Annotated in this window: 21 protein-coding genes and 1 riboswitch; of the genes, 8 read left to right on the top strand and 13 right to left on the bottom strand. The window is 71.6% G+C overall.

Annotated features, from left to right (window positions below):
- Nucleotides 1-4: 4 nt before the first annotated feature.
- Complete coding sequence (locus tag ACIBP6_RS34585) at nucleotides 5-451, bottom strand: RNA polymerase sigma factor (RefSeq protein ID WP_281282784.1); 447 nt, start codon at nucleotides 449-451, stop codon at nucleotides 5-7.
- A 103-nt stretch (nucleotides 452-554) separates the two neighbouring features.
- On the opposite strand from ACIBP6_RS34585, the gene ACIBP6_RS34580 reads away from it, so the two are divergent.
- Complete coding sequence (locus ACIBP6_RS34580) at nucleotides 555-1268, top strand: acetoacetate decarboxylase family protein (protein WP_397058027.1); 714 nt, start codon at nucleotides 555-557, stop codon at nucleotides 1266-1268.
- On the opposite strand, the gene ACIBP6_RS34575 is transcribed toward ACIBP6_RS34580, so the two are convergent.
- The 6 genes from ACIBP6_RS34575 to ACIBP6_RS34550 form a co-directional block, all read right to left on the bottom strand.
- Entirely contained in the window at nucleotides 1265-2149 is an 885-nt protein-coding gene (locus tag ACIBP6_RS34575) for a glycosyltransferase family 2 protein (RefSeq protein WP_397058026.1), read from the bottom strand. The genes ACIBP6_RS34580 and ACIBP6_RS34575 overlap by 4 nt on opposite strands.
- 181 nt (nucleotides 2150-2330) lie before the next feature.
- Nucleotides 2331-3098, bottom strand: a complete 768-nt coding sequence (locus ACIBP6_RS34570; RefSeq protein WP_397058025.1) for a CDP-alcohol phosphatidyltransferase family protein — start codon at nucleotides 3096-3098, stop codon at nucleotides 2331-2333.
- Nucleotides 3076-4116: an iron-containing alcohol dehydrogenase family protein gene (locus ACIBP6_RS34565; RefSeq protein ID WP_165969987.1), complete on the bottom strand. Its 1041-nt coding sequence runs from the start codon at nucleotides 4114-4116 to the stop codon at nucleotides 3076-3078. The genes ACIBP6_RS34570 and ACIBP6_RS34565 overlap by 23 nt, the downstream gene beginning before the upstream one ends.
- A 27-nt stretch (nucleotides 4117-4143) precedes the next feature.
- On the bottom strand, nucleotides 4144-4878 hold the full coding sequence (locus ACIBP6_RS34560; RefSeq protein WP_397058024.1) for a phosphocholine cytidylyltransferase family protein: 735 nt from the start codon (nucleotides 4876-4878) through the stop codon (nucleotides 4144-4146).
- Nucleotides 4879-4953: 75 nt separating this feature from the next.
- On the bottom strand, nucleotides 4954-5562 hold the full coding sequence (locus ACIBP6_RS34555; protein WP_397058023.1) for a DUF5941 domain-containing protein: 609 nt from the start codon (nucleotides 5560-5562) through the stop codon (nucleotides 4954-4956).
- Nucleotides 5563-5573: 11 nt separating this feature from the next.
- A complete protein-coding gene (locus ACIBP6_RS34550; protein ID WP_397058022.1) occupies nucleotides 5574-6992 on the bottom strand; it encodes a CDP-alcohol phosphatidyltransferase family protein in 1419 nt (472 codons plus the stop codon).
- A gap of 110 nt (nucleotides 6993-7102) precedes the next feature.
- Between ACIBP6_RS34550 and ACIBP6_RS34545 the strand changes: the two genes are divergently transcribed.
- Nucleotides 7103-8389 carry an SDR family oxidoreductase gene (locus tag ACIBP6_RS34545; protein WP_397058021.1) on the top strand — a complete coding sequence of 429 codons (1287 nt, stop codon included), beginning with the start codon at nucleotides 7103-7105 and terminating at the stop codon, nucleotides 8387-8389.
- Between the two features lie 26 nt (nucleotides 8390-8415).
- Entirely contained in the window at nucleotides 8416-10152 is a 1737-nt protein-coding gene (locus ACIBP6_RS34540; RefSeq protein ID WP_397058020.1) for a CDP-glycerol glycerophosphotransferase family protein, read from the top strand.
- On the opposite strand, the gene ACIBP6_RS34535 is transcribed toward ACIBP6_RS34540, so the two are convergent.
- Entirely contained in the window at nucleotides 10149-11165 is a 1017-nt protein-coding gene (locus ACIBP6_RS34535; protein ID WP_397058938.1) for a glycosyltransferase family 2 protein, read from the bottom strand. The genes ACIBP6_RS34540 and ACIBP6_RS34535 overlap by 4 nt on opposite strands.
- A gap of 81 nt (nucleotides 11166-11246) precedes the next feature.
- Between ACIBP6_RS34535 and ACIBP6_RS34530 the strand changes: the two genes are divergently transcribed.
- From ACIBP6_RS34530 to bluB, 5 genes are all read left to right on the top strand, one after another.
- The gene (locus ACIBP6_RS34530; protein WP_397058019.1) at nucleotides 11247-12695 is read left to right on the top strand and encodes an LCP family protein; all 1449 of its coding nucleotides are present in this window, start codon (nucleotides 11247-11249) and stop codon (nucleotides 12693-12695) included.
- Between the two features lie 70 nt (nucleotides 12696-12765).
- Nucleotides 12766-13077, top strand: coding sequence for an STAS domain-containing protein (locus ACIBP6_RS34525; protein WP_246075367.1), 312 nt, complete (start codon nucleotides 12766-12768; stop codon nucleotides 13075-13077).
- A gap of 91 nt (nucleotides 13078-13168) precedes the next feature.
- Nucleotides 13169-14047, top strand: a complete 879-nt coding sequence (locus ACIBP6_RS34520) for a GNAT family N-acetyltransferase (protein WP_397058018.1) — start codon at nucleotides 13169-13171, stop codon at nucleotides 14045-14047.
- 11 nt (nucleotides 14048-14058) lie between these two features.
- Entirely contained in the window at nucleotides 14059-14874 is an 816-nt protein-coding gene (locus ACIBP6_RS34515) for an LLM class flavin-dependent oxidoreductase (protein ID WP_397058017.1), read from the top strand.
- A 163-nt stretch (nucleotides 14875-15037) separates the two neighbouring features.
- Nucleotides 15038-15236: riboswitch (cobalamin riboswitch) on the top strand.
- Between the two features lie 29 nt (nucleotides 15237-15265).
- Nucleotides 15266-15901 (top strand): 5,6-dimethylbenzimidazole synthase, encoded by a 636-nt coding sequence (gene bluB / locus ACIBP6_RS34510; RefSeq protein ID WP_397058016.1) that lies wholly within the window; start codon nucleotides 15266-15268, stop codon nucleotides 15899-15901.
- A 186-nt stretch (nucleotides 15902-16087) separates the two neighbouring features.
- Here the strand turns inward: bluB and ACIBP6_RS34505 are convergent, their stop codons facing one another.
- The 5 genes from ACIBP6_RS34505 to ACIBP6_RS34485 all read right to left on the bottom strand — a co-directional run bounded on the left by ACIBP6_RS34505 (nucleotide 16088) and on the right by ACIBP6_RS34485 (nucleotide 21125).
- Complete coding sequence (locus tag ACIBP6_RS34505) at nucleotides 16088-16912, bottom strand: hypothetical protein (RefSeq protein WP_397058015.1); 825 nt, start codon at nucleotides 16910-16912, stop codon at nucleotides 16088-16090.
- 76 nt (nucleotides 16913-16988) lie between these two features.
- Nucleotides 16989-18125, bottom strand: coding sequence for a hypothetical protein (locus tag ACIBP6_RS34500; protein WP_397058014.1), 1137 nt, complete (start codon nucleotides 18123-18125; stop codon nucleotides 16989-16991).
- 118 nt (nucleotides 18126-18243) lie between these two features.
- Nucleotides 18244-18678 carry a VOC family protein gene (locus ACIBP6_RS34495; RefSeq protein WP_397058013.1) on the bottom strand — a complete coding sequence of 145 codons (435 nt, stop codon included), beginning with the start codon at nucleotides 18676-18678 and terminating at the stop codon, nucleotides 18244-18246.
- A 50-nt stretch (nucleotides 18679-18728) separates the two neighbouring features.
- Nucleotides 18729-20849 carry a hypothetical protein gene (locus ACIBP6_RS34490; RefSeq protein WP_397058012.1) on the bottom strand — a complete coding sequence of 707 codons (2121 nt, stop codon included), beginning with the start codon at nucleotides 20847-20849 and terminating at the stop codon, nucleotides 18729-18731.
- A 24-nt stretch (nucleotides 20850-20873) separates the two neighbouring features.
- Nucleotides 20874-21125, bottom strand: coding sequence for a hypothetical protein (locus ACIBP6_RS34485; protein ID WP_397058011.1), 252 nt, complete (start codon nucleotides 21123-21125; stop codon nucleotides 20874-20876).
- Nucleotides 21126-21193 lie beyond the last annotated feature (68 nt).

Raw genomic sequence — 21193 nt, 5'->3', positions numbered from 1 at the left:
ATCATCAGTCATTCTGATCTCCGTAGATCTCGGCGAAGGCGGTCCTGGCGCGCCACACGGCGGTCTTGATCGAGGCGTGGTTCCTGCCGGTCATCGCGGCCACCTCCGCCAGCGAGAAACCCTCGAAGTAGACGAGCACGAGCAGCCGGCGATGACGCTCCGGCAGCCGTTCCAGCGCGTCGCGCACGTCGAGCGAGGCCACGTGCAACGGCGGCACCCCGAGTTCCTCCGGGGCGGGCAGGGCGAGCTCACGACGCGCGCGGCGGACGTGGTCGATGAGGACGTTGCGGGCGATCCTGAGCAGCCACGCGGCCGGGTTCTCCCCGCGCCAGCCCAGCAGCGCCCTGGTCGCCTTGACGAACGTCTCCTGGGCCAGGTCCTCCGCGAGATGGGGGTCACGGGTCCTGCGCAGGAGGAACCCGCACACGAGCGGCCAGTGCTCGCGATACAGCTCCTCGATGATGGCGCCCCCCGTGTTCTTCCAATGGTCACATCACCTAGACGGCACCCGGGGGGAGATGGTCACAGGCCGGACCGGTTGATGTACTGGTGCCATGGCATCGCATCTGATCCAAGGCAGGACGGTGGGCATGCCGGTGCGGGTGCGGGACGCCGAGGTCTGCGGCGCCTTCTATCCGGTACGCGCCGACGCCGCCCGAGCGGTGATCGCGTACTCGGGGCTCGACGTGGCCGAGGTGCTGCCCGGCAAGGCCGTCTGCGTGCTGTTGTTCATCGACTACCGCGACGGCGACCTCGACGCCTACCACGAGTTCGGCATGGCCTTCCTGATCCGCCCGCCCGGGACGACCGGTTCCAAGGGGCCGGCCGACCTGCGGCATGCGGGGTTGTTCGTGCACTGGCTGCCGGTCGACCAGGCGTTCACCCTGGAGGCCGGCCGTACGCTGTGGGGGTTCCCGAAGGAGCTGGCCGACATCGAGCTGCGGCTGAACTCACCGTACAAACGGTGCGTGCTGCGCAAGGACGGCCGGCTGGTGCTCGACATGCTGGTCAAGCCGGGCGTGCCCGTGCCGGGTGGCGCGGTCGTGGCGCCGTTCGCCGCCTACACCCACCGCGAAGGGGTCACGAGGCGCGTGCCGTGGTCCGTACGCGTGCGCGGCGCCCGGCTGCGGGCCGGCGGCGCGCTGATCCGCCTGGGCAACCACCCCATCGCCAAGGAGCTGAGCGAGCTCGGGCTGCCCCGGCGGGCGACGTTCACCACGACCGTCTCGCATGCCCAGCTGACCTTCGGGGAGGCGCTCGAGACCTAGACGATCGGCGGGCGGCCCAGCTTGACCATGCGCCAGGCGGTGCGCCAGGCCATGGGACGGCGCTCACCGGCCGGCGTGCGCAGCCCCTCGAAGAAGCCGGCGAACCAGGCCTTGAGCGCCCCGCTGGTGCCGCGCTCGCGGATGAGCGTGAGCACGATCCAGTTGGTCAGATACAGGACGGCCAGCGGCCACGGCAGATTGCGGCGGGCCAGCCAGACGCGGTTGCGGGCGTTGAGCCGGTAGAAGTCGGCGTGCCGGGTCGGCGGCACCTGCGGGTGGTACATCACCGTCTCGGCGTCGTACTCGATGCGGTAGCCTTCGCCCAGCAGCCGCCAGGCCAGGTCGGTCTCCTCGTGGGCGTAGAAGAACTTCTCCGGCAGCCCGCCCACCTGGAGGAACGCCGAGCGCCTGATCGCCGAGGCGCCGCCGAGGAACGTGGTGACCGGCGACGAGCGCTGCGGGTCGCCGGCCCGCAGCCGCGGGACGTGGCGGCGCTGGCCGATGCCGCCTTCCGGGTCCATCACCCGGAAGGAGAGCACCGCGAGATCAGGCTCGGTGGCGAAGCGGTCGCGCACGTGCGCGACGACCTTCTGGCTGGCATACCAGCCGTCGTCGTCGAGGAACAGCACGACGTCTCCCGAGCACTCCTCGACGCCCCGGTTGCGGCCGGCGGGGATGCCCGTGTTCTGCTCCAGCCTGATCGCCTTCACGACCGCGGCCGAGCCCTCGGGTGGCGTCGCCGACACCTCGGGCACGTCGGCTCCGTTACCAACGATCACCACCTCGACGTCGCCGTCGACCTGGTTGAGCGCTGACTCGACCGCCCGGTTCAGCTCCGCGACCCGGTTGCCCATGGTGAGGATGACGCACGAAATCTTCAACGAATCATCGTCCTGACGCGTTGAGGACACGAGCGGAGCATTCTTTCATGATCACCGAGTCTGCTGGTCTGCATGGTCTGGATGGTGAAGCTAAGCGTATCGGAACCGGCAGTGAACCCCCACCGAACGGCGAACGTCCGATCAATACGACGGACGAGGGCCGCCTGCGGTTCCGCCATGATCAGGCCAGCCGCCGCGAAGCCAGGATGCTGACCAGATGCAGCACCGCCTGCACCCCGGCGGCGACCACGCAGGCGACCACCAGAACGCGGGTCGCCGTCAGGTCGCCGAGCACCGCGTCGATCACCGCCGCGACCACCGCGAGCAGCGACAACTCGATGGGCTGCATGATGCGGTGGAACTTCGTGGCCGCCACGATCCGCCGGGCGAGGCTGAGCAGCCCGGAGCGGAACTGCGCCACGGACGCCTCGCTCGCGGCCGGCAGCCCGCCCTTGGCCCGCGCGACGTCGACCAGGTCGGTCTCGGCCTTGATCAGGATGGCGCCGAGCGCGGCCGCGAAGCCGAGCACGGTATACCAATCCGGTAGAACGGCGGACGCCCGCCAGCCGAGCCCGGCCAGCAGCGCCGCCTCGGTGAAGTAGGCGCCGACGCGGTCGAGGTAGACCCCGGTCAGCGAGGTCTTGCCCGTCCACCGGGCCAGCTCGCCGTCGGAGCAGTCGAGCAGGAGGTAGACCTGCACGAGCAGGGCGGCCAGCACGACCGCCCACAGCCCCGGCAGCGCCAGGACGACCCCGGCGACGACGCCCGCCACCGTCATGACCCAGGTCAGCTGGTTGGGCGTGACCGGCGTCTTGGCCATCAGCCAGGTGACGTAGATGGACAGGCGCCGCATGTAGAGCACGCCCGCCCAGTGCTCGCCGTTCTTGCGTTCGAGGTGGCCCGCCGGCTGGGCCACCTGCCGCAGCTCAGCTACCGAAGGCCCGGACATAGTCCCCTACCCGATCGCGGATCTCGGAGTCCTGCATGCGCAGGTGCTCCAGGATCGTGTAACGGCCGGGACGCGTGGCCGGGGCCAGCGCGACGACCTCGGCGAACTGCTCGCCGGTCAGCCCGATGTCGCCGGGGACGACCGGCAGCCGGTGCTGCCGCAGGCAGTCGACGACCTGCTTGACCCGGGCCTCGTCCTCCCTGAGGAAGAAGCAGAAGGCGGCACCGATGCCGGCGAGCTCGCCGTGGTTGGAGGTGCCGGGGAAGAGCTGATCCACGGCATGAAGGATCTCATGATCTCCACCGCTCGCGGGCCGCGACGAGCCCGCGACGACCATCGACATGCCCGACAGGATCAGGGACTCGGCCAGCACGGTGAGGAACGCGTCGGACTCGATGGAGTCGGTGCGCCCGATGAGCGCCTCGGCCGCGGTGCGGGCCATCGAGCAGGCCAGCCCGTCGATGGGCTCGCCGCGCTCGACGTTGCCGAGCTGCCAGTCCTCGATGGCCGACAGGTTGCTCACCACGTCGCCGACCCCGGCCCTGACCAGCGACTCGGGCGCGTTGTGCACGAAGTCGAGGTCGACCAGGATGGCCAGCGGCATCGGCACCCCGAACGTGCCCTTGCCGCCCTCGTACACGAGGGAGGCCGTGGGCGAGCAGATGCCGTCGTGGGAGAGGTTGGTGGCCACGGCGACCATGGGGATGCCGGCGAGCGAGGCGGCGTATTTCGTCGCGTCGATGGTCTTGCCGCCGCCGACGCCGACCACGACCTCGTAGGCGCCCTTGCGCAGGTCGGCGCCGAGCGAGACGGCGGCGTCGACCGTGCCGTCGGCCACCCGGAACACCTCCGCCTCGCCCAGCGTGGGGGCGATGAGGCTCTCGATGTGGTCGCCCTGGCCCGGCCCGACGGCCACGGCGACCCGGCCGGAGGTCGCCACGCGGCTGTCGGCGAGCAGTGCGCCGAGCTGCGCGACCGCGCCCCTCCTGACGTCCATGGTCAGGGGGGCCGGCAGCATCCTGGCTAGAAGCGGCATGCGCGCCCCTCAGTAACGGACGGCGATCGTGCGGGCCTTGGCCAGGTCGTCGTGGTTGTCCACCTCGACCCAGTCGACCTCCCCGATGGGCGCGGCGTGGATGACCTCCCCGCGCGCGACCATCTCCTGGTAGCCGTCCTCGTAGTAGAGCTGGGGGTCGCGTTCGTAGGTGGCCTTGAGCGCGTCGGCCAGGCGCTCGGCCGCGCCGGGGCGGATGAGCGTGGCGCCGATGTACTCGCCGTAGGCGGCGGCCGGGTCCATCAGCTTGGTGATGCGCCGCAGCGAGCCCTCGGGCGAGAGCGTGACCTTCATCTCCTCGTCGGCCAGCTTCTTGACGTTGTCGACGGCCAGCAGGATGTCGCTCGTCTCGGGGGCCGACAGCAACGTCTTCTCGACCGAGACCGGGTGCACGGTGTCGCCGTTGACCAGCAGCGCCCCCTGGGCGAAGTAGTCGCGGGCGCACCACAGGGAGTAGGCGTTGTTCCACTCCTCGGCCTTGTCGTTGTGCACGAGGGTGAGCTTGACGCCGTGCCGCTTCTCCAGGTCGTCCTTACGCTCGTGTACGGCCTGGGCCGCGTAACCGACGACGACCACGACCTCCCGCAGGTCCACCTCGGCCAGGTTGCGCAGCGAGATGTCCATGATCGTGGTCTCTCCGTCGACCGGCACGAGCGCCTTGGGCAGCGTGTCGGTGTACGGCCGCAGGCGTCGTCCGGCCCCAGCGGCCAGCACCATTCCCAGCAACGTGCACTCCTCAGTCGAGCGTCTCTGTAGGCCCAAAGAGTATTCGCCTTTGGCACTTCTGCGGGTAATCCGCCGTTAGTCTTGCGTTCCCGCTTCGGCGGTCTCGGTGCCGACCCGGGGCGCGGCGAGCCAGCAGGTCAGGCTCTCCCAGCCGAACAACGCCCACAGGTAGAGCGCGAGCAGCACGTAGCCGCCGGTCAGCCAGCCGGCCAGGGCGAACAACGAGACGATCATCATCCTGCCATCCCAGCCGAGCCCGGCGGTCGCCAGCCACTGCGGCGGGTAGACGCGCTGGCGCAGCCGGTAGACGAGGTCGTAGTGGCGGAAGGCGAGCGCGCCGAGCAGCAGGAAGATCAGCACGGGATGCACGCCGTTGGCGAAGCCGCAGGCCGTGAGGAAGGCGTACTCGATGAGCCGCAGGATCGGCGGCACGAGCCAGTCGAGCCTGCCGTCGTGGGCGTGCGAGCTGCCGGGTCCGGCCAGCAGCAGCGTCACGGTGGGGGCGAACACCGCGAGGCCGTCGGCCCCGGCCACGCCGATGAGCAGCAGCACGCCGGTGACGAACATGCCGGCCAGCACCGGCGGCAGCGGCGGGAGCTGCCCGGCCACGAGCAGGCCCATGGCGCGCGAGAGCGGCCCGTCGTCGCGGTAGGCCACCACCGTGCTGGCGGGGACGGGCGTCATCTGGACCGATATCACCGTGCCGACCTCGCGATCCGTCCGGAGAGCTGGTAGAGGGCCGCCACGCCGCCCCAGCCGAGCAGGGCGAGGAACGTGACCCGGGCGTTCCAGCCCGCCGCGGTGACGGCGATCAGCGCCATGCGTTCCCCGATGGGCAGCACGATGATCTTCTTCAGCCAGCGCGCGACCGTGTCGCGTTCGAGCCGCTGGGCGAGCCCGAGCACGCCCGACGCGGTGCCGCGGGTGTCACGCGTCTCCAGCAGGGAGCGCGCGGGCCTGCCCCACGCGGCCCCGACCCGGACGGCGTCGGCGGCGGCCCCGGCGTAGGTGTAGTCGAGGGCGTGCCGGACGACCTGCAGGATCATCGCGGCCACCGCGAGGTACCAGATCCCCGAGCCGCCGAATCCGGCCGCCAGGCCCACGTAGACGGCGTACTCCTTGAGCCGGTCGCCCATGCCGTCGGCCCACGCGCCGAGCGGCGAGAAGGTCCGGGTGTAGCGGGCGAGCTGGCCGTCGAGGCAGTCGAGCGCGAACGACAGGTAGAGCAGCACCGCCCCGGTCAGCCGACCGCCGTGGGTGCCGGCGGAGAACCAGACGGCCGCCAGCAGGGCGACGGCGACCGAGATGCCGGTGACGGTGTTCGGCGTGACCCTGAGCCGGACGAGGGGCTTGATCAGATGGCGGGTCCAGGAGGAGACGAAGAAGGTGGCGAAGAAGCCGTCGTCCTCCTTGACCGAGGCGTCGAGCTTGACCTGGGCCTCGTCGACCTCGGTCAGCCGGGTGACGGCGGCGTCGGCGGCGTTCTGGCCGGTCACCCGGTCGGCGTGCAGCCGCCCGATGCCGGCCGCCCGCACGGGCACGCCCGACCTGACCAGCCCGACCAGCAGCAGGTCGACCGCCTCGACCGGGGTGACCGGCCCGAGCTTGCCCGTGTCGGCCAGCTCCGCCAGCTCCTCGGCGACGTCGGCGAGCGAGGCCAGGTCGGCCTCGCCGGCCTGCAGCACGCCCCTGAACGTGCCGTTCGCCTCGGGCACGAGGTGGAAGGAGCTGCCCGCGGCGACGACCTTGCCTCCCTCGACGCGTACGGGCGGCCGCATGGGCGCGGCGGCGGCGTCGTGGGAGACCAGCGCGCAGGTGTCGCGCGCGGGGTGTTCGAGCACGGTCGCGAGCGCCTCGGTGTGCGCCACCAGGTCGGCGGGCAGCACGGCGAGCGCGCCCCCGGCCGCACGGGCGATCTCGGCGACGCCGCGCAGGTCGGCCCCGAGGCCACCGCCCGGGCTCACCACCTGGACGTCGCGGACGGGCAGCGCGGCGAGCTGGTCGCCGAGCCGGTCGAGCAGGGTGCCGTCGCCGCTGAGGAGCCTGCAGGCGGGAGTCGTGGCGAGCAGCACGGCCGAGGTGGTCGTGCTCCCGTGGATCAGTGAGTCGGGCAAAGCGCAGATCTCCTCCCGGTCGGGGTGGAGTGCGTGGACGTGGGGGGTGCGTAGCCAGCGTAGCGACCGGTCAACGCGATATCACGGAACAGCACCGTTACGCTGCCGGTATGGATTCACGGCTGCGGTCGGTAGGAGTGCTCCTCGCGGGCGGCGTGGGGCGGCGGGTCGGGCTGGCGACGCCCAAACAGCTGGTCGAGGTGGCCGGTCGGTCGATCATCGAGCATTCGCTGGCCGTGTTCGAGGCGGCGCCCGAGATCGACGAGATCGTCGTGCTGATGACTCCCGGCTACGCCGACCAGGTGCGCGAGATCGTGGCCAGGGGCGGCTACCGCAAGGTCAGCAAGGTCGTCGACGGCGGCGAGAGCCGCACGGAGAGCACGTGGCGGGCGCTGCGGGCCCTGGGCGACGAGGAGTGCAACGTGCTGTTGCACGACGCCGTACGCCCCCTCGTGGAGCCGCGGATCATCACCGAGTGCGTGCGGGCCCTGGCCACCCATACGGCTGTCAACGTGGCGATCCCGAGCTCCGACACGGTCCTGGTGGCCGAGCCGGTCGCCGACGGCGAGGTGATCGGCGAGGTGCTCGACCGCTCGCGGCTGCGGCGCAGCCAGACACCGCAGTGCTTCCGGCTGTCGGTGATCCGCGAGGCGTACGAGCGGGCGATGGCCGACCCGGGGTTCGCGTCGCGGCCCGCGACCGACGACTGCGGCGTGGTGCTGCGCTACCTGCCGGAGGTGCCGATCCACCTGGTGCCGGGCAGCGAGCACAACATCAAGGTCACCCACCCCGCCGACCTGCACATCGCGGAGCTGCTGTTCGGGCTGCCCGCGCCCGTCCCGCCGGGCGACAGGGGCGCGCTCGCGGTCAGCTCCCTCGTGGTGCTCGGCGGGTCCGAGGTCGCGGCGGAGGTCGCCCGGCAGGCCGCGGGCTGCGGCGCCGGCGTGCGCGCGCTGACGGCGGCCGACGGCGTACGGGTGGCGGACTACACGTCGGTGGCCAAGGCGCTCGACGACGGGGGCGCGGTCGACCACGTGGTCGTCGCGGCGGGCGCGGGTCACACGGACGGCCTGACGCGGGCGGGCGGCGAGCTCCTCGCCGACGTCGTGGGCTCCGCCCACCTGGGTGCGCTCAACGCGGCCCGCGCCGCCCGGCCTCATCTGCGCGGCAGTCTGCTGCTGCTGGTGCCGCCCGGCTCCGGCGCGGTGCACGAGTCGTGCGCCGCCGCGGTGGCCGCGCTGACCAGGGCACTGGCCCGCGAATGGGCCGCCGACGGCATCCGGGTCAACTGCGTCAATACCGGCTCCTCTCCCCACCACGCCGCTCAGACCTCACTTGACATCCTCATCTCCGACCTATCGGGGCAAGTGATAGACGGTGGCGTGGACGCCACTTGACCCGCGGGTTGTTACCGTGCGATCACATGAGGAGACTCATCGTGATCGCGGCCTTGCTCGCCTGCTATCCCGTGCTGCTGGTGGCGGCGCTCTGGCCGGCCCCGGTGGTGTTCGGGGCGGTCGCGGCGATCTCGTACGCCGTCGAATACGTCGCGCCCCGGGCCGGCCGCCCGCTGCCCGAGCTGCTCGCCAAGGTGCACCTCGGCACGACGCTGCGCTTCGCGGTCCGCGAGACGCTGGCGCTGCTGCTGGTGGCCAGGACGGCCGGGCCCGACTCGCCGTGGTTCGTGGCGCTGGCGGCCGGCGTGCTCGCGATCCACGGGGTGCGGGCCGCGCACACGGGCCTGGCCATGCGGCTGCGGCAGATGCTCAGCCGGATGCCGGTGACCACCCGCAACCTCGACGTCTCCGCCCTGCGCATCCCCAGGATGCCGCCGTGGCCGCTGCGCAGCTCGGCCAGCCTGCCGTTCCTCTACCTCGATGCGCTGCCGGTACTCGGCGCGGTCTTCGGGGCCGTGCCGGCCACGCTCGGCGCGGGCCTGGCGATCGTGGCCGGTGCGGCGGGCGCGCTCGCGATGATCCCGTACGTACGCCGGGCCGTGCCGCTCACCGACAAGGCGCGCGTGATGGAGGTCATCGGCGAGCAGGTCGAGAAGTACCGTCCCGAGGTCGTCCTGTACTTCTCGGGCGCCACCCAGGCCGCCTACCAGGCCCGGATGTGGCTGCCCACGCTGGAGCGGATCGACCGGCGGGCCATCGTCATCCTGCGCGAGCGCGGCATGGCCGCCCACCTGGAGGACACCACGCTGCCGATGCTCTGCATCCCCTCCTCGGCCGACCTGATGAGCTTCCGCGCCCTGTCCCGCGCCAAGCTCTGCTTCTACGTCGCCAACGTCGGCAGGAACGTCCACATGCTGCGCATCCCGACCCTGCGCAGCGTGTTCCTCAACCACGGCGACAGCGACAAGGAGGCGTCGTTCAACCCGTTCTCGCGGGTGTACGACGAGGTGTGGGTGGCCGGGCCCGCGGGCCGCGACCGCTACCGGCGGGCCAAGGTCGGGGTGCGCGACGAGAACATCCACGAGGTCGGCCGGCCGCAGCTGGAGGGCATCTCGACGGAGGGCCCGGGGCTGCCGTACCGCACCGTCCTGTACGCCCCCACGTGGGAGGGCTGGAACGACGACCTGTTCCACACCTCGCTGATCACCATGGGGCCGCGCATCGTGCGGGCGCTGCTCGACCACCGGCCGGCCGTGCGCGTGGTCTACAAGCCGCACCCGCTGACCGGCCACCGCGACAAGAGCGCGCTGCGGGCGCACCGGAAGATCGTCTCGATGATCGAGGCGGCCGAGCTGGCCAAGTCGAAGGCCCGTCACCCCTCCCGGGCGGAGGGCGACACGCCGCGCATCAGGCATCTGATCGTCACCGGCGACGAGCCCACGCTGTACGACTGCTTCAACGAGAGCGACCTGCTGATCAGCGACATCTCCAGCGTCGTCACCGACTTCCTGGCCAGCGAGAAGCCGTACGCGGTGACGAACGTGGCGGGGCTGTCCGAGCGCGCCTTCCACGAGCGCTACCCCAGCACCGAGGCGGGCGCGCTGATCGGCCCCGACCTGTCGGGACTCGCCGACTTCCTCGACGGCGAGGACACCCTGGCCAGAGCCCGCGTCAAGCTGCGCAACCACCTGCTCGGGCCGGAGTATCCCGATGCGATGACCCGCTTCAACGCGGCGATCGAGCGGGTCTTCGCGGGGTCCTAGCCCGACGGGCGGGCGAGTTTGCGTGGGCTGGTGAGGAAGCCCCAGCCCCAGGAGCAGTGCATGGTCGCGTACACGAGGGGCAGCCGCAGCCACGCCGACGCGGGCAGCCCGCGGCCGGTCAGCACCGAGCCGGCCACGATCGCGACGGCGTAGCCGCCCGGGACGATCAGGCCGAGCGGGAAGAACGGCGAGACGACCAGCCCGAGCAGCATCGCCAGCACGGCGGCGGGCGGCGCGAGGTAGCGCAGGTTGATCGTGCCCTCGTGGGTGCGGGCGACCACCCGGCGCCAGCGGCCGTAGTGGAAGTACTGCTTGGCCAGCGCCTTGACGTTGGGCCGCGGGCGGTAGGTGACCCGCATGCGCGGCTGGAACCACACCAGGCCGCCCGTCTGGCGGATGCGGTGGTTCATCTCCCAGTCCTGGGCACGCTGGAAGTGCTCGTCGTAGCCGCCCACCCGGTCGAGCGCCGAGCGGCGGAAGACGCCGAGGTAGACGGTGTCGGCCGGGCCGGCGGTGCCGCCCACGTGGAAGGCCGCCGCGCCCACGCCGATCTTGGAGGTCATCGCGCAGGCGACGGCCTTCTCGAACGGCGTGACGCCCTCGGCCGCCATGATGCCGCCCACGTTGTCGGCGCCGGTCTCGGCCAGCGTCTCGACGGCGACGCGCAGGTAGTCGGGGGGCAGCATGGCGTGCCCGTCGACCCTGGCGATGACGCCGTTGCGGGAGGCGGCGATCGCCGCGTTGAGCGCGTTGGGCGTGCGCCCGGTGGGATTGGGCACGACGACCACCCGCGGGTCGGCCGCCGCGATGGCGTCGGCGACCTCCTGGGTGCGGTCTCGGGAAGGACCCACGGCGAGGACGACCTCGATCTCGCCTGGGTAGTTCTGGGCGAGGACCTGATCGACGGCCTCGCGAAGGTGCCGCTCCTCGTTGAGGACCGGCATGACGACGGAAATGGGGGGCCAGCCGCGCGTCTGCGCGGGCGCGTGCGGCGAGTCGGGGAACTGCTTCATGGCGGGGCTCACGCTACTGTACGGGCAGGGGAGGAGGGCAATCGAAAGCCTGATCCTCCGGGGTGACATGAGGGGGATTGCATGCGCGACCCGGACGGGGAGGACGACGGTGTGCTCGTGGGCGGCGACGCCTACGGCGGCGTCAAAGTCGCACCCGTCCGCGCCCGCAGGCCGCGCAGGAGCGCCCGGGCGCGCCGCCGCAACGTGCTGGTGGCCGGGTTCCTGTCGGCGGCCATCCTGGTCGCCACGGGCGTGGTGTGGGCGACCCCGCGCCAGATCGGCACGGTCGACGCCGGCGTGACGGCCGTCTCGCGCGGCGCCGAGAACATCCTGCTGGTCGGCGTCGACAAGCGCGACGACCTCACCCGCGAGCAGCAGAACCGCCTCAAGCTGGGCCGCGAGTCCGGCCAGCGCACCGACACCATGATGGTCGTCCACCTGTCGGAGGACCACAAGAAGGTGACCGTGGTGAGCCTGCCGCGCGACACCTGGACGACGATCCCCGGCAAGGGCGAGCACAAGATCAACTCGGCGTACCAGTTCGGCGGGCCCAAGCTGGCGAAGGAAGCCGTCGAGGCGGCCACCGGGCTGGAGATCAACCGCTACATCGAGGTAAACATCCTCGGCTTCATCGACGTGGTCGACTCGCTGGGCGGGGTCACGGTGTGCACGCCCGTGCCGATCAACGACACGAAGATCGCGCTCAACCTGCCGGCCGGCACCCACCAGCTCGACGGCGTGCAGGCGCTCTACTACGCCCGCACCCGCGCCACCGCCCGTTCCGACCTCGACCGCATCGACCGGCAGCAGCAGGTCATCTCGGCGCTGCTCAACCGGGCGCTGAGCGCCGACACGCTGGCCAACCCGGCCAAGCTGGCCTCGTTCGTCAACAGCACGCTCGGCACGGTCAAGGTCGATCCCGACGACGGCCTGCTGGGGCTGGCCACGCAGCTGCGCGACGTCTCCCTCGACGACGTGACGTTCGCCGACGTGCCGCTGGCCGACGTCGACTTCCGCACCCCGACCGGCGAGTCGGCGGTGTTGTGGGACAAGCGGGCGGCCCGCGACATGTTCGCCAAGATCGACGCCGACCAGGACCCGGCGCGGCCCACGCCGACCGCCGTGGCCTCGCCGCCGACGGCGGCGTCGGCCAAGCCGTCACCGCCCGCGCCGGGGCAGATCTCGCTCAAGGTCAAGAACGGCACTCTCATCACGGGCCTGGCCGCGCGCATGAAGACGGCGCTGGTCGCGTACGGGTTCAAGGTGCCGGGGCAGCCCGGAAACACAAATCAGAAGGATTACCGCAAAACGGTCATCCGTTATGGCGCGGGTTTGGAACAATCGGCGAAAGTCGTGGCCGAGGCCATTCCAGGCGCCGAGCTCCGCGAAGTGGACATCGACGGCATCGAGCTCGTTCTCGGCTCCGACCAGCTGAAAGTTCGCCAGCAAAAGCCCAGTTCCGCACCAACCGCCAAGCCGAGTGTTACACCAACGACTAAAACGGCAATGCAGAACATATGTAAGAAATGAGCATAACTTTCGGCGGGTCGGGCAGGTGAGTCCCATGGTGGTCAGGTGCTGGCGAGAGGACCCCTGTACGGTGATCCATGTCGTGGGCGACCTCGACGTGGCCGGAGCCCCCCGGTTGCGGGCCGAGCTCGAACAGGTGCTGACCGCCGCCGATCCGCTCAAGGTGGTGCTCGACCTCACCGAGGTGCCGTTCTGCGACTCGGTCGGGCTCGGGGTGCTCGTGGCCACGCTCAACCAGGTCCGGCGCCAGCGCGGCCGGATGATCCTGGTGCTCGCGCCCGGCATGATCCGCCACCTGCTGACGATCACCAACCTCGACCGCCACTTCGAGACGAGCGATTCCCTCCGCGAGGCGCACGCGTCACTGGCCGACGCCGCCTGACCCGGCGCGAGATGTGCCGAACCTGCGAGAGCATGGTCAGGTCATCGCGGGCACTCGCGGGAGCGCCCCCTCACGCGCGGAGGGCTTCACGTTGATCGACCGGTTCCCCGAGCCTGCGCGCGCCCAGCTGCGGGCGGCCTGCGAAGGCGGCCGGACCCGCCCCGAGTGGTGCTTCGCCGAAGGGCGGGCCCACCTGGCCTACTGGGCCCCCTACCAAGGCGCGGACCCGGTGCTCGTCTGGCAGTTCGACCCCGGCCCCGATCCCGAGGCCGCCGCCGCGCTGCTGCGCCGGAGCCTCCAGGAGATGGGGGTGGCCAAGACGATCCACGACATCTCACTCAAGCCGGGGCTCACCCCCGCCGCCGATCGCGCCGTCGCGCACCAGGCCCTGATCGGGGCCGGGTTCGTCATGGAGGTCGAGCGGCTGCTGCTCGCATGGGCGGCCGGCGGCGACCTGCCCGACGACCTGCCCGACGACCTGCCCGACGACCTGCCCGACGACCTGCCCGACGACCGGGGCCGGCTGACGTACCGGCCGGCGCGCCGGATGGACCCGTCCGAGGTGATCGACCTCCTCGTCCGCATCTCCGAGGGCTCGCTCGACCACGACACGCGCACCGAGGTCGCCAGGGTCGGCGCCGAGCACGAGGCCCGCTGGGTGTACGACGACCTGGTCAACCGCAAGGCCGAGCCCGACTGGTTCGTCATCGGCTACCTCGGCGACTCCCCCGTCGGACTGGTCGCCCCCGACGACCGCTCCATCGCCTACATCGGCGTCGTCCCCGAGCACCGCGGTCACGGCTACGTCGACGACCTCCTGGCCAGGGGCACCCGCACGCTCGCCGAGGCCGGCGTCGAACGCGTCATCGCCGGCACCGACGTCGGCAACGTGCCGACCGCCGCCGCTTTCCTGCGCGCCGGGTACTCGGAGACCGGGCGGCTGTTCCGCTACTACTGCAGGGCACCATGAGGCTGGGAGTCATGTTCGACCGCGATCTGCCGCCCGAGCGGCTGGTCCCGTTCGCGCGGGCGCTCGACGAGACGGTCGTGGACGATCTGTGGGTGGTCGAGGACCTCGGCTGGACGGGCGGCATCTCGGCGGCGGCCACGGCGCTGGCCGTCACCTCGCGGCTGCGCGTCGGCATCGGCATCACGCCCGCGCCGCTGCGCAACCCCATGCTGCTGGCGATGGAGCTGGCCAACCTGGCCCGCCTGCACCCCGGCCGGCTGGCCGCCGGCATCGGGCACGGCGTTCCGGAGTGGATGCGCCAGGTGGGCGCGGCCGTGCCGTCGCCGCTGACCCTCCTGGAGGAGACGATCACGTCCGTACGGGCGTTGCTGCGCGGTGAGACGGTCACCCTCGACGGCAGGGCGGTGCGGCTCGACGGGGTGTCGCTCGTGCATCCGCCGGCGGTGCCGCCGCCCGTGCTGGCCGGGGTGAAGGGGCCGCGTTCGCTGGCGCTGTCCGGCCGCGTGGCGCAGGGCACGATCGTGCCCGAGGGCGTGGGGCCCGCCGATCTGCCCGGCATCGTCGAGCGGATCGGCGCGGACGGCGACCACGAGCTGGTGGTCTTCACCTACCTGCACACCGGCGGCGAGGTCGACAGATCGCTGGTGGAGGGGCAGGCGGGCTTCCTGGGCATCGCGCCGGAGGACGTGGCGACGGCCTCCGGCACTCCTCAGGAGGCGGCCGCGCAGGTGAAGGCGCTGTGGGCGGCCGGCGCGAGCACGGTCGCGGTGCGCCCGATCGGCCAGGAGCCGCTGGAGCAGGTGACGGCACTGCTGTCGGCCCTGTAGGCGGCGGACCGCGACCATGAGGCGGATCGAGGAGGCCGGCCACCGACCACCCCGCCTGGTGGTCCCGGCCGTCCCCGCGGGCCAAGGCCACACCTCGGCAAGGCCGCTCGATCGGCCGGAAACATCCCAAGCAGCGCGACTTCGGTGATCGGTTACGATACCCCCTGGCAAGACGTTGCGAGGTGCCTCGCGGTCGCGAGGAGAATCGGGAAGCCGGTGTGATTCCGGCACGGGCCCGCCGCGGTGACCGGGAAGCCGCCGCCCACGTGCGCAGCACAGCCACTGGCCCGCGAGGGCTGGGAAGGCGGGCGGTCAGGCGTTGATCCGGGAGTCCGAAGACCGGCCTCGCGCCCACCGCCCCACCAGGGGCGCGACGCAGCGGGAGCCTGCCTTGAACAGCCAGCTTTACGATGTCATCCACCGCCGTCGCGACGTGCGCGGCCAGTTCACCGGCGAGCCCGTGCCGGACGAGGTGCTGCACCGCGTGTTGTCGGCGGCGCACGCCGCACCCAGCGTCGGGCTGTCCCAGCCATGGGACTTTCTCGTGGTGCGCGACGTCCGGCTCCGCGGCACCTTCCACGACCACGTACAGCACGAGCGGGCCACCTTCGCCGCCACCCTCGACGGCGAGGCCGCCCAGCGGTTCGCCCGGATCAAGATCGATGGGGTGCTCGAATCGACGCTGTCCGTCGTGGTCACCTATGACGCGGACAGGGGCGGCCCCGCGGTGCTCGGCCGTCACGCCATCGCGGACGCCGGCCTGTACTCGGTGTGCCTGGCCATCCAGAACCTGTGGCTGGCCGCGACCGCCGAACGGCTCGGCGTCGGCTGGGTGTCGTTCTACCGCGAGCCCTTCGTCCAGGACCTGCTCGGCATCCCCACCGGGATCCGCCCGGTCGCCTGGCTGTGCCTCGGCCCGGTCACCCACCTCGAAGAGACCCCTGACCTGGAACGGCACGGCTGGCGACGACGGCGCCCGCTGGCCGCCGTCCTCCATCAGGACCGATGGGGTGCGCACCCGGCCTGACGCCGCGTTTCTACGGCGGCGGCGGCCCACGACGATCGTCGCCCGTGGCACGACGGGCGACGATCATCCTGGAGAGGTGACGGGCGGGGGAACGCGAGCTCGCGGGCCGCCTGCGCACCGCCGGTCAGGCCATCGCCCACGCCGCCGACGCGACGGCGGACAGGGCGACGAAACGCTGAGCCCGCGTTACTGCCAGATCGCGGCGTACGTGCCGTTCTCGGCGTTGACCTGCACGGGGGCCAGGCCCTTGGACTTCAGGGCGTCGAAGCGCTTCTGGTAGCCGGAGCCGTTCATGCCGACGTAGTGCGCCCACGACTGGACGCCGTCCTTGCGCCACACGGCGGTGTACGTGCCGTCGGGCGCCACGGCGATCGTGACCGGCCGGAAACCCTTCTCCTTCCTGGCGTAGAACTCGGCCTCGTGCTGCTGCCGCGACTTGCCGTAGGTGTAGTACCAGGCGCCGCCGGTGTTGGCGCTCCACACGGCCGCGTACCGGATGTCGCCCGGGGTGCCGTACGCGTCCACGGAGGTCAGCGCGAGCCCCTGGTCGGCGGCCTTCTCGGTGGCGGCGGCGAATGCGGACGCAGTGAGGCCGAACTTCGAGACGAACTTGCTGCTCTTCTTCTCGAAGACGGCGGCGAACACCGGCGAGCTCGCCGGCCCGGTGGCCGAGACGGAGACCGGCTGCAGGCCGTTCTTCAGCTCGGCGTCGAACCGCTTCTGGAACCCGCTCGCCGACATGCCCTGCCACATGCCCCACGCGGCGGACGAACCGTCCTTGACCCACACGGCGGCGTACCGCTGCCCGTCGGAGACGTTCACCGTGATCGGCCGGTAGCCCTGGTCCCTGAGCTGGTGGAAACGCTTGACGCTGTCGGCCGCGCTGACGCCGTGATAGGCGACCCAGGCCGGCGCGGCCTGCGCACCGGCCGCGGGCGCCGTCACCGCCATCGGGACGGCGGCCCCGGCCAGCACGGAGGCAACGATCGCGATCTTCGCGGTGGCCCTCATGACCCTCCCTTTACCTGAACTTGAGGATTGAGGGACGACCTTAACAAGATTTATGACAGACCGCTAAGGCTTCGGATCACCCCTTCACGAACGGCGTCGGCGTCTGGCCGGTCCAGCGGTAGAGCTCGGCGACGCCGGTGTGCTTGGAGACGCCGTCCTCGGTCACCGTCCCGGCCTTGGCGACGTAGTAGCGGCCGTCGCCGAGCGAGACCAGGCCGTACTCGCCGGTGAACTCCCAGCCCCTGACGCCGGTGGCCGCGTCCTCCAGCCCGCCGGGGGCCAGGGTGAGGAGCTCGCCCTGCTCGGGCTCCGGCTGGCCGACGATCTCGCCCGTCCTGGGCTTCTCACCGCTTTCCACCATGAAGAAGGAGTAGTTGGGGAACTGCGGCTTGACACCCCGGTAGACGGCCATCATCCAGTTTCCGGTGTGCTCGTCGAACTCGAGGTTCTGCACGCCGTACCTGGTGTTGCCGGTGTAGGCGAAGTACTTGCCGTCCACGCGCTCGGGGCCGCTCTTGTGCGGGTCGCTCTCGGTGAGCGGCCGCTCGTACTTCTTCCACTGCTGGACGTCGTACTGCAGGAGGACCTGGTGGTCGTTGTCCTGCCGGTTCACGTTGGAGTAGATGCCGTACGCGACGGTCAGCTTCTGCTTGCCGTGCCGCTTTCCGAACTCGGGGCCGAAGGCCACGCCGTCGATGCCGCTGCAGCCGTAACGGTGGTCGGGGGTGTTGCCGACGTTGCCGTCGAACCTGCCGTCCCCGTTCATGTCGGCGACGTAGTCGTCCACGACCTCCTTGAGGTAGACCGTCCTGACGACGTCGCTGGTCTGGGCGTCCATGTTCATGCTGGTGATGCGGTCGACGTCGAAGATCGCGATGTAGAACGACTCCTGCTCCTTGTACTCCAGGGAGCCGTACACGCGGCCGTCCTGGGAGTTGAAGTCCAGGTCGCCCAGGTGGCCGGTGAAGCCCGTCACCGAGCCGACCGGGTTGCCCCCCAGGTCCGTCTTGACCAGGACGTTGGTGAAGGAGAAGTACATGTAGCCGTTGCGCCGGTCGATGGCCATGCCCTGGACGTGCCCCTCGGACCAGGCGCCACCGTCGATCTGCGCGGGGAGGTCCCGGGGGCGGTCGGCAGGGGTGGCGGAGACCGACGACCCGAACAGGCCGAGGGAGGCGGAGGCAGCGAGGGTGAGCGTCAGGATCTTTCGCATGAAGCAATGCCCTTCCATTACGGATCTACCAAAACCCGACGCTATCCCGATCATCCGCTCATATCTAACGAAGCACCGAACTCCCCGCGAAGTCCCCTGAAACGCCCCGTAACAGGCCTTATCTCTCCGGCCATAGATCGGCGTTCGTGGATCGAGCGACGAGCTCGACCTCGAACCCGTCCCGGTCCTCCAGGTAGGCGGCGTAGTGCTGGTCGCCGCCCGCGTACGGGTGGCGGTCGGGGAAGAGCAGCGTCCAGCCGTACGCGGGAGCCTCCTTGACCAGGGCGTCCACCTCTGCGCGGGGGCCCGCGTGGAACGCCAGGTGGTTCAGGCCGGGGCGGCGGCGCTCGTGCCGGTCGGCGCTGAGCGCCGGCGACTGCTCCAACACGATGTACGTCTCCCCCAGCCGCCAGCTGCGCCCGTCGCTCCACTCCTGGTAGAGCGTGTAACCGAGCGCCCCCAGCAACCACTCCCAACTACCGACGGCGCGCGGCAGGTCGGGAACCCAGATCTCGACATGGTGCAACGCACCGCGGACCCTCTCGTGTGCCATGGCGGGACCCTACGCCGTTCGCCACGGGAGCCAGGTCATCTCCTCCACGATCACGGGACCGCCGTCAGCTCTGCCAGGACGGTGACGAGGTGGCGGCGTTCCTCCTCGTCCTGCCGAACCTGGTGGCCGTAGCTGCCGATCCCGCCTGTCGCGGCGTCGCCGTACGCCAGTTCCCGCAGCTCCGGCAGGAGCGGAGCGGCGTCAGGGCCGAGCTCGCAGAGCGCCTCCACCAACCAGTTCCCGGCTCCCATCCGCGGGAGCCGGCGCCGTACGGCGTCGACGAGCGGCGCGGCCTCGCCGGTCACGCGCCGGATCGCCAGCGCCACGTCGGCGTGGTCATGACGGTCGTCGAGCAACTCCCGCAGCCGCGGTACGAGGTCGGCGGCGTGCGGCCCGATCAGACCGGCGAGCTCGGCCGCCTGCGCCACACGCCTGCCGCTGTCGAGCGCACCCGCGGCGGCGACGAGCGGCGCACGGGCGTCGCCGGCCTCCAGCAGCAGGCGGCCGGCATCGATCCTGGCCTGGACATCGGACGCGTCGTCTCCTCGGTCGACCGTGGCGAGATCGCGCAGCGCGGGAAGCAGATCGTCCAGCGGCAGCCCGTGCCGCAGCGCCGCCCGCGCCGCGAGCACGGGTTCGCCGCCGGAGGCCTCGGCGACGCAGCAGCTCAACTGGGCGACGTCCCCGGTGACAGCGACGAGGGCCTGAGCGCATTCAAGGCGATGCCGCCAGGACACCCCCGCATCATCGCGAGCCCGGGTAAGCGCGGGCACCGCCGCCGAGGCCGCCGGGCCGATCGCGGCGATCGCCGAAACGGCCCACCAGCCCTCGTACGGGACGAGACGGATCAGTTCCGGCACCGCGTCGGCAGCGCCCGGACCCCAGTGGCGCAGCAGCCGGGTCAGGGCGCTCAGCTCGTTGCTCCATCGGTTCCTGGCGAGCAGTTCGTCGTACCCGCCGCCCTGCTCCTGCCACTCGAGAGGCGACGCCGCGAGCCGTCGCCGCACCACCGCGAGCAACGCGGAGTCGACGGCCACGTCGCTGTCGACGAGCAGCCCCACGAGGTGGGGGACGATCCCGCCCGAGACGAGCGCGGCCACGAACGGCTCACGCCAGCGCGGGTCGTCGAGCACGACCAAAATCTCCAACGCCGCCGCGAACAACCGGCCCTCGGACGAGTTCGCGTCCTCGACGGCGACGGGCGGCGGGTCGGCGACGTAGGCCGCCAGAGCGTCGGCCGCCGCCGGAGCCGCGCAGGGCACGTCACAGATGGCCCGGGCGGCGGCGACACGTACGCCGAGGTCAGGGTGGTGGACGCCAGCGGCGAGCAGCGGCGCGCACTCCGCGCGGGCGGAACGCGACCGCGTGCACCGCTCGTATGCCGCGTCGACCGCCTTCCCCGCGGCCTCAGGCGTTCCCCGCTCCAGCAGCGTGCGGCAGAGCTCGGCGAACGCGGCGCTGTCGCTGCGCGCGACGATCTCGCCGAACGGGTCGTCCGACCAGATCCAGTTCGTCAGCGGGGAGCCGTCCAGCCAGCAGTCGAGGACCACCGCCGAGGCTGCGTCCGGCCACGGCAGCCCGGCGTGCACGATCGCCCACAGCGCGCCGGCCCGGACGGCGGCCGGCTTGCCCGGCGCCAGCTCCTCGGCCAGCCAGCCGGCGCTGCCCGACGGGTCGAGCCGGCCGGCGGCGGCCAGCAGGCCCGCCACCACGCGCGGCGACCGCTCACGCCGCCGCCGCGCCCGCAGCGTCGGCACGACCTCGGCCGCGCACTCCCGCGGCAGATTGCCCAGCAGGTGGGTGGCGAGATGACGGAGCTCGGCATCCGGGTCGTCCAGCAGCGGCAGCAGCCGGCCGGCCTCGCGGGCCAGGGCCGCGTCCACGTCAGCGAGCACCTCGGGGCCGGCGTCCCCGGTCGAGGCGATCGCCCCGAGCAACCCCACGAACGCCGCCCGCCTGGGCGTGCCGGGGCCGGCGGCGAACCCGGCCAGGTAGGGCACCGCGTGCGGCGTCGCCGGGTACAGCGTGCCCTGGTGATAAATGCTGCTGAACAGGTGCTCGATGGCCTCCGCGGCCCGCTCCGGGTCCTCGCCGACGGCGTCCCGTAACGCCTGCGGTATGTCTCCCGCCGAGCCGTACGCGTGCTTCAGGGCAGCCCAGTCGAGGGTCATCCGGCTCGCTCCTTCCCCGCATGATCAGCTGTCGCAGCCTAGCCCCTGGCCGAGGCGCACGCGGGGATCGGCGAGCAGCTCGTCACCCGGGCCCGACAGGGTGGTGCGGCCGAGGTCGATCAGGTTGCCGTGGTCGGCCAGGGTGAGCGCCGCGAGGGCGTTCTGCGCGACCATGAGGGTCGTCGTCCCCTGGTCGCGCAGTACGGCGATGGTGTCGACGATCTGCTGGATCATGATCGGCGACAGGCCCATGGTGGGCTCGTCGAACATGAGCACCGTCGGGTCCCCGGCCAGCGCTGGTCGCCGTACGACAGGCTGCTCGCCGGGGCGGCCGTCGATTTCCG

It is taken from the genome of Nonomuraea terrae (assembly GCF_044465245.1).
GTDB classification, from domain to species: domain Bacteria; phylum Actinomycetota; class Actinomycetes; order Streptosporangiales; family Streptosporangiaceae; genus Nonomuraea; species Nonomuraea terrae.
The sequence above is the reverse complement of the archived record's forward strand: the minus strand, read 5'-3'. Positions and strand labels throughout refer to the sequence as shown.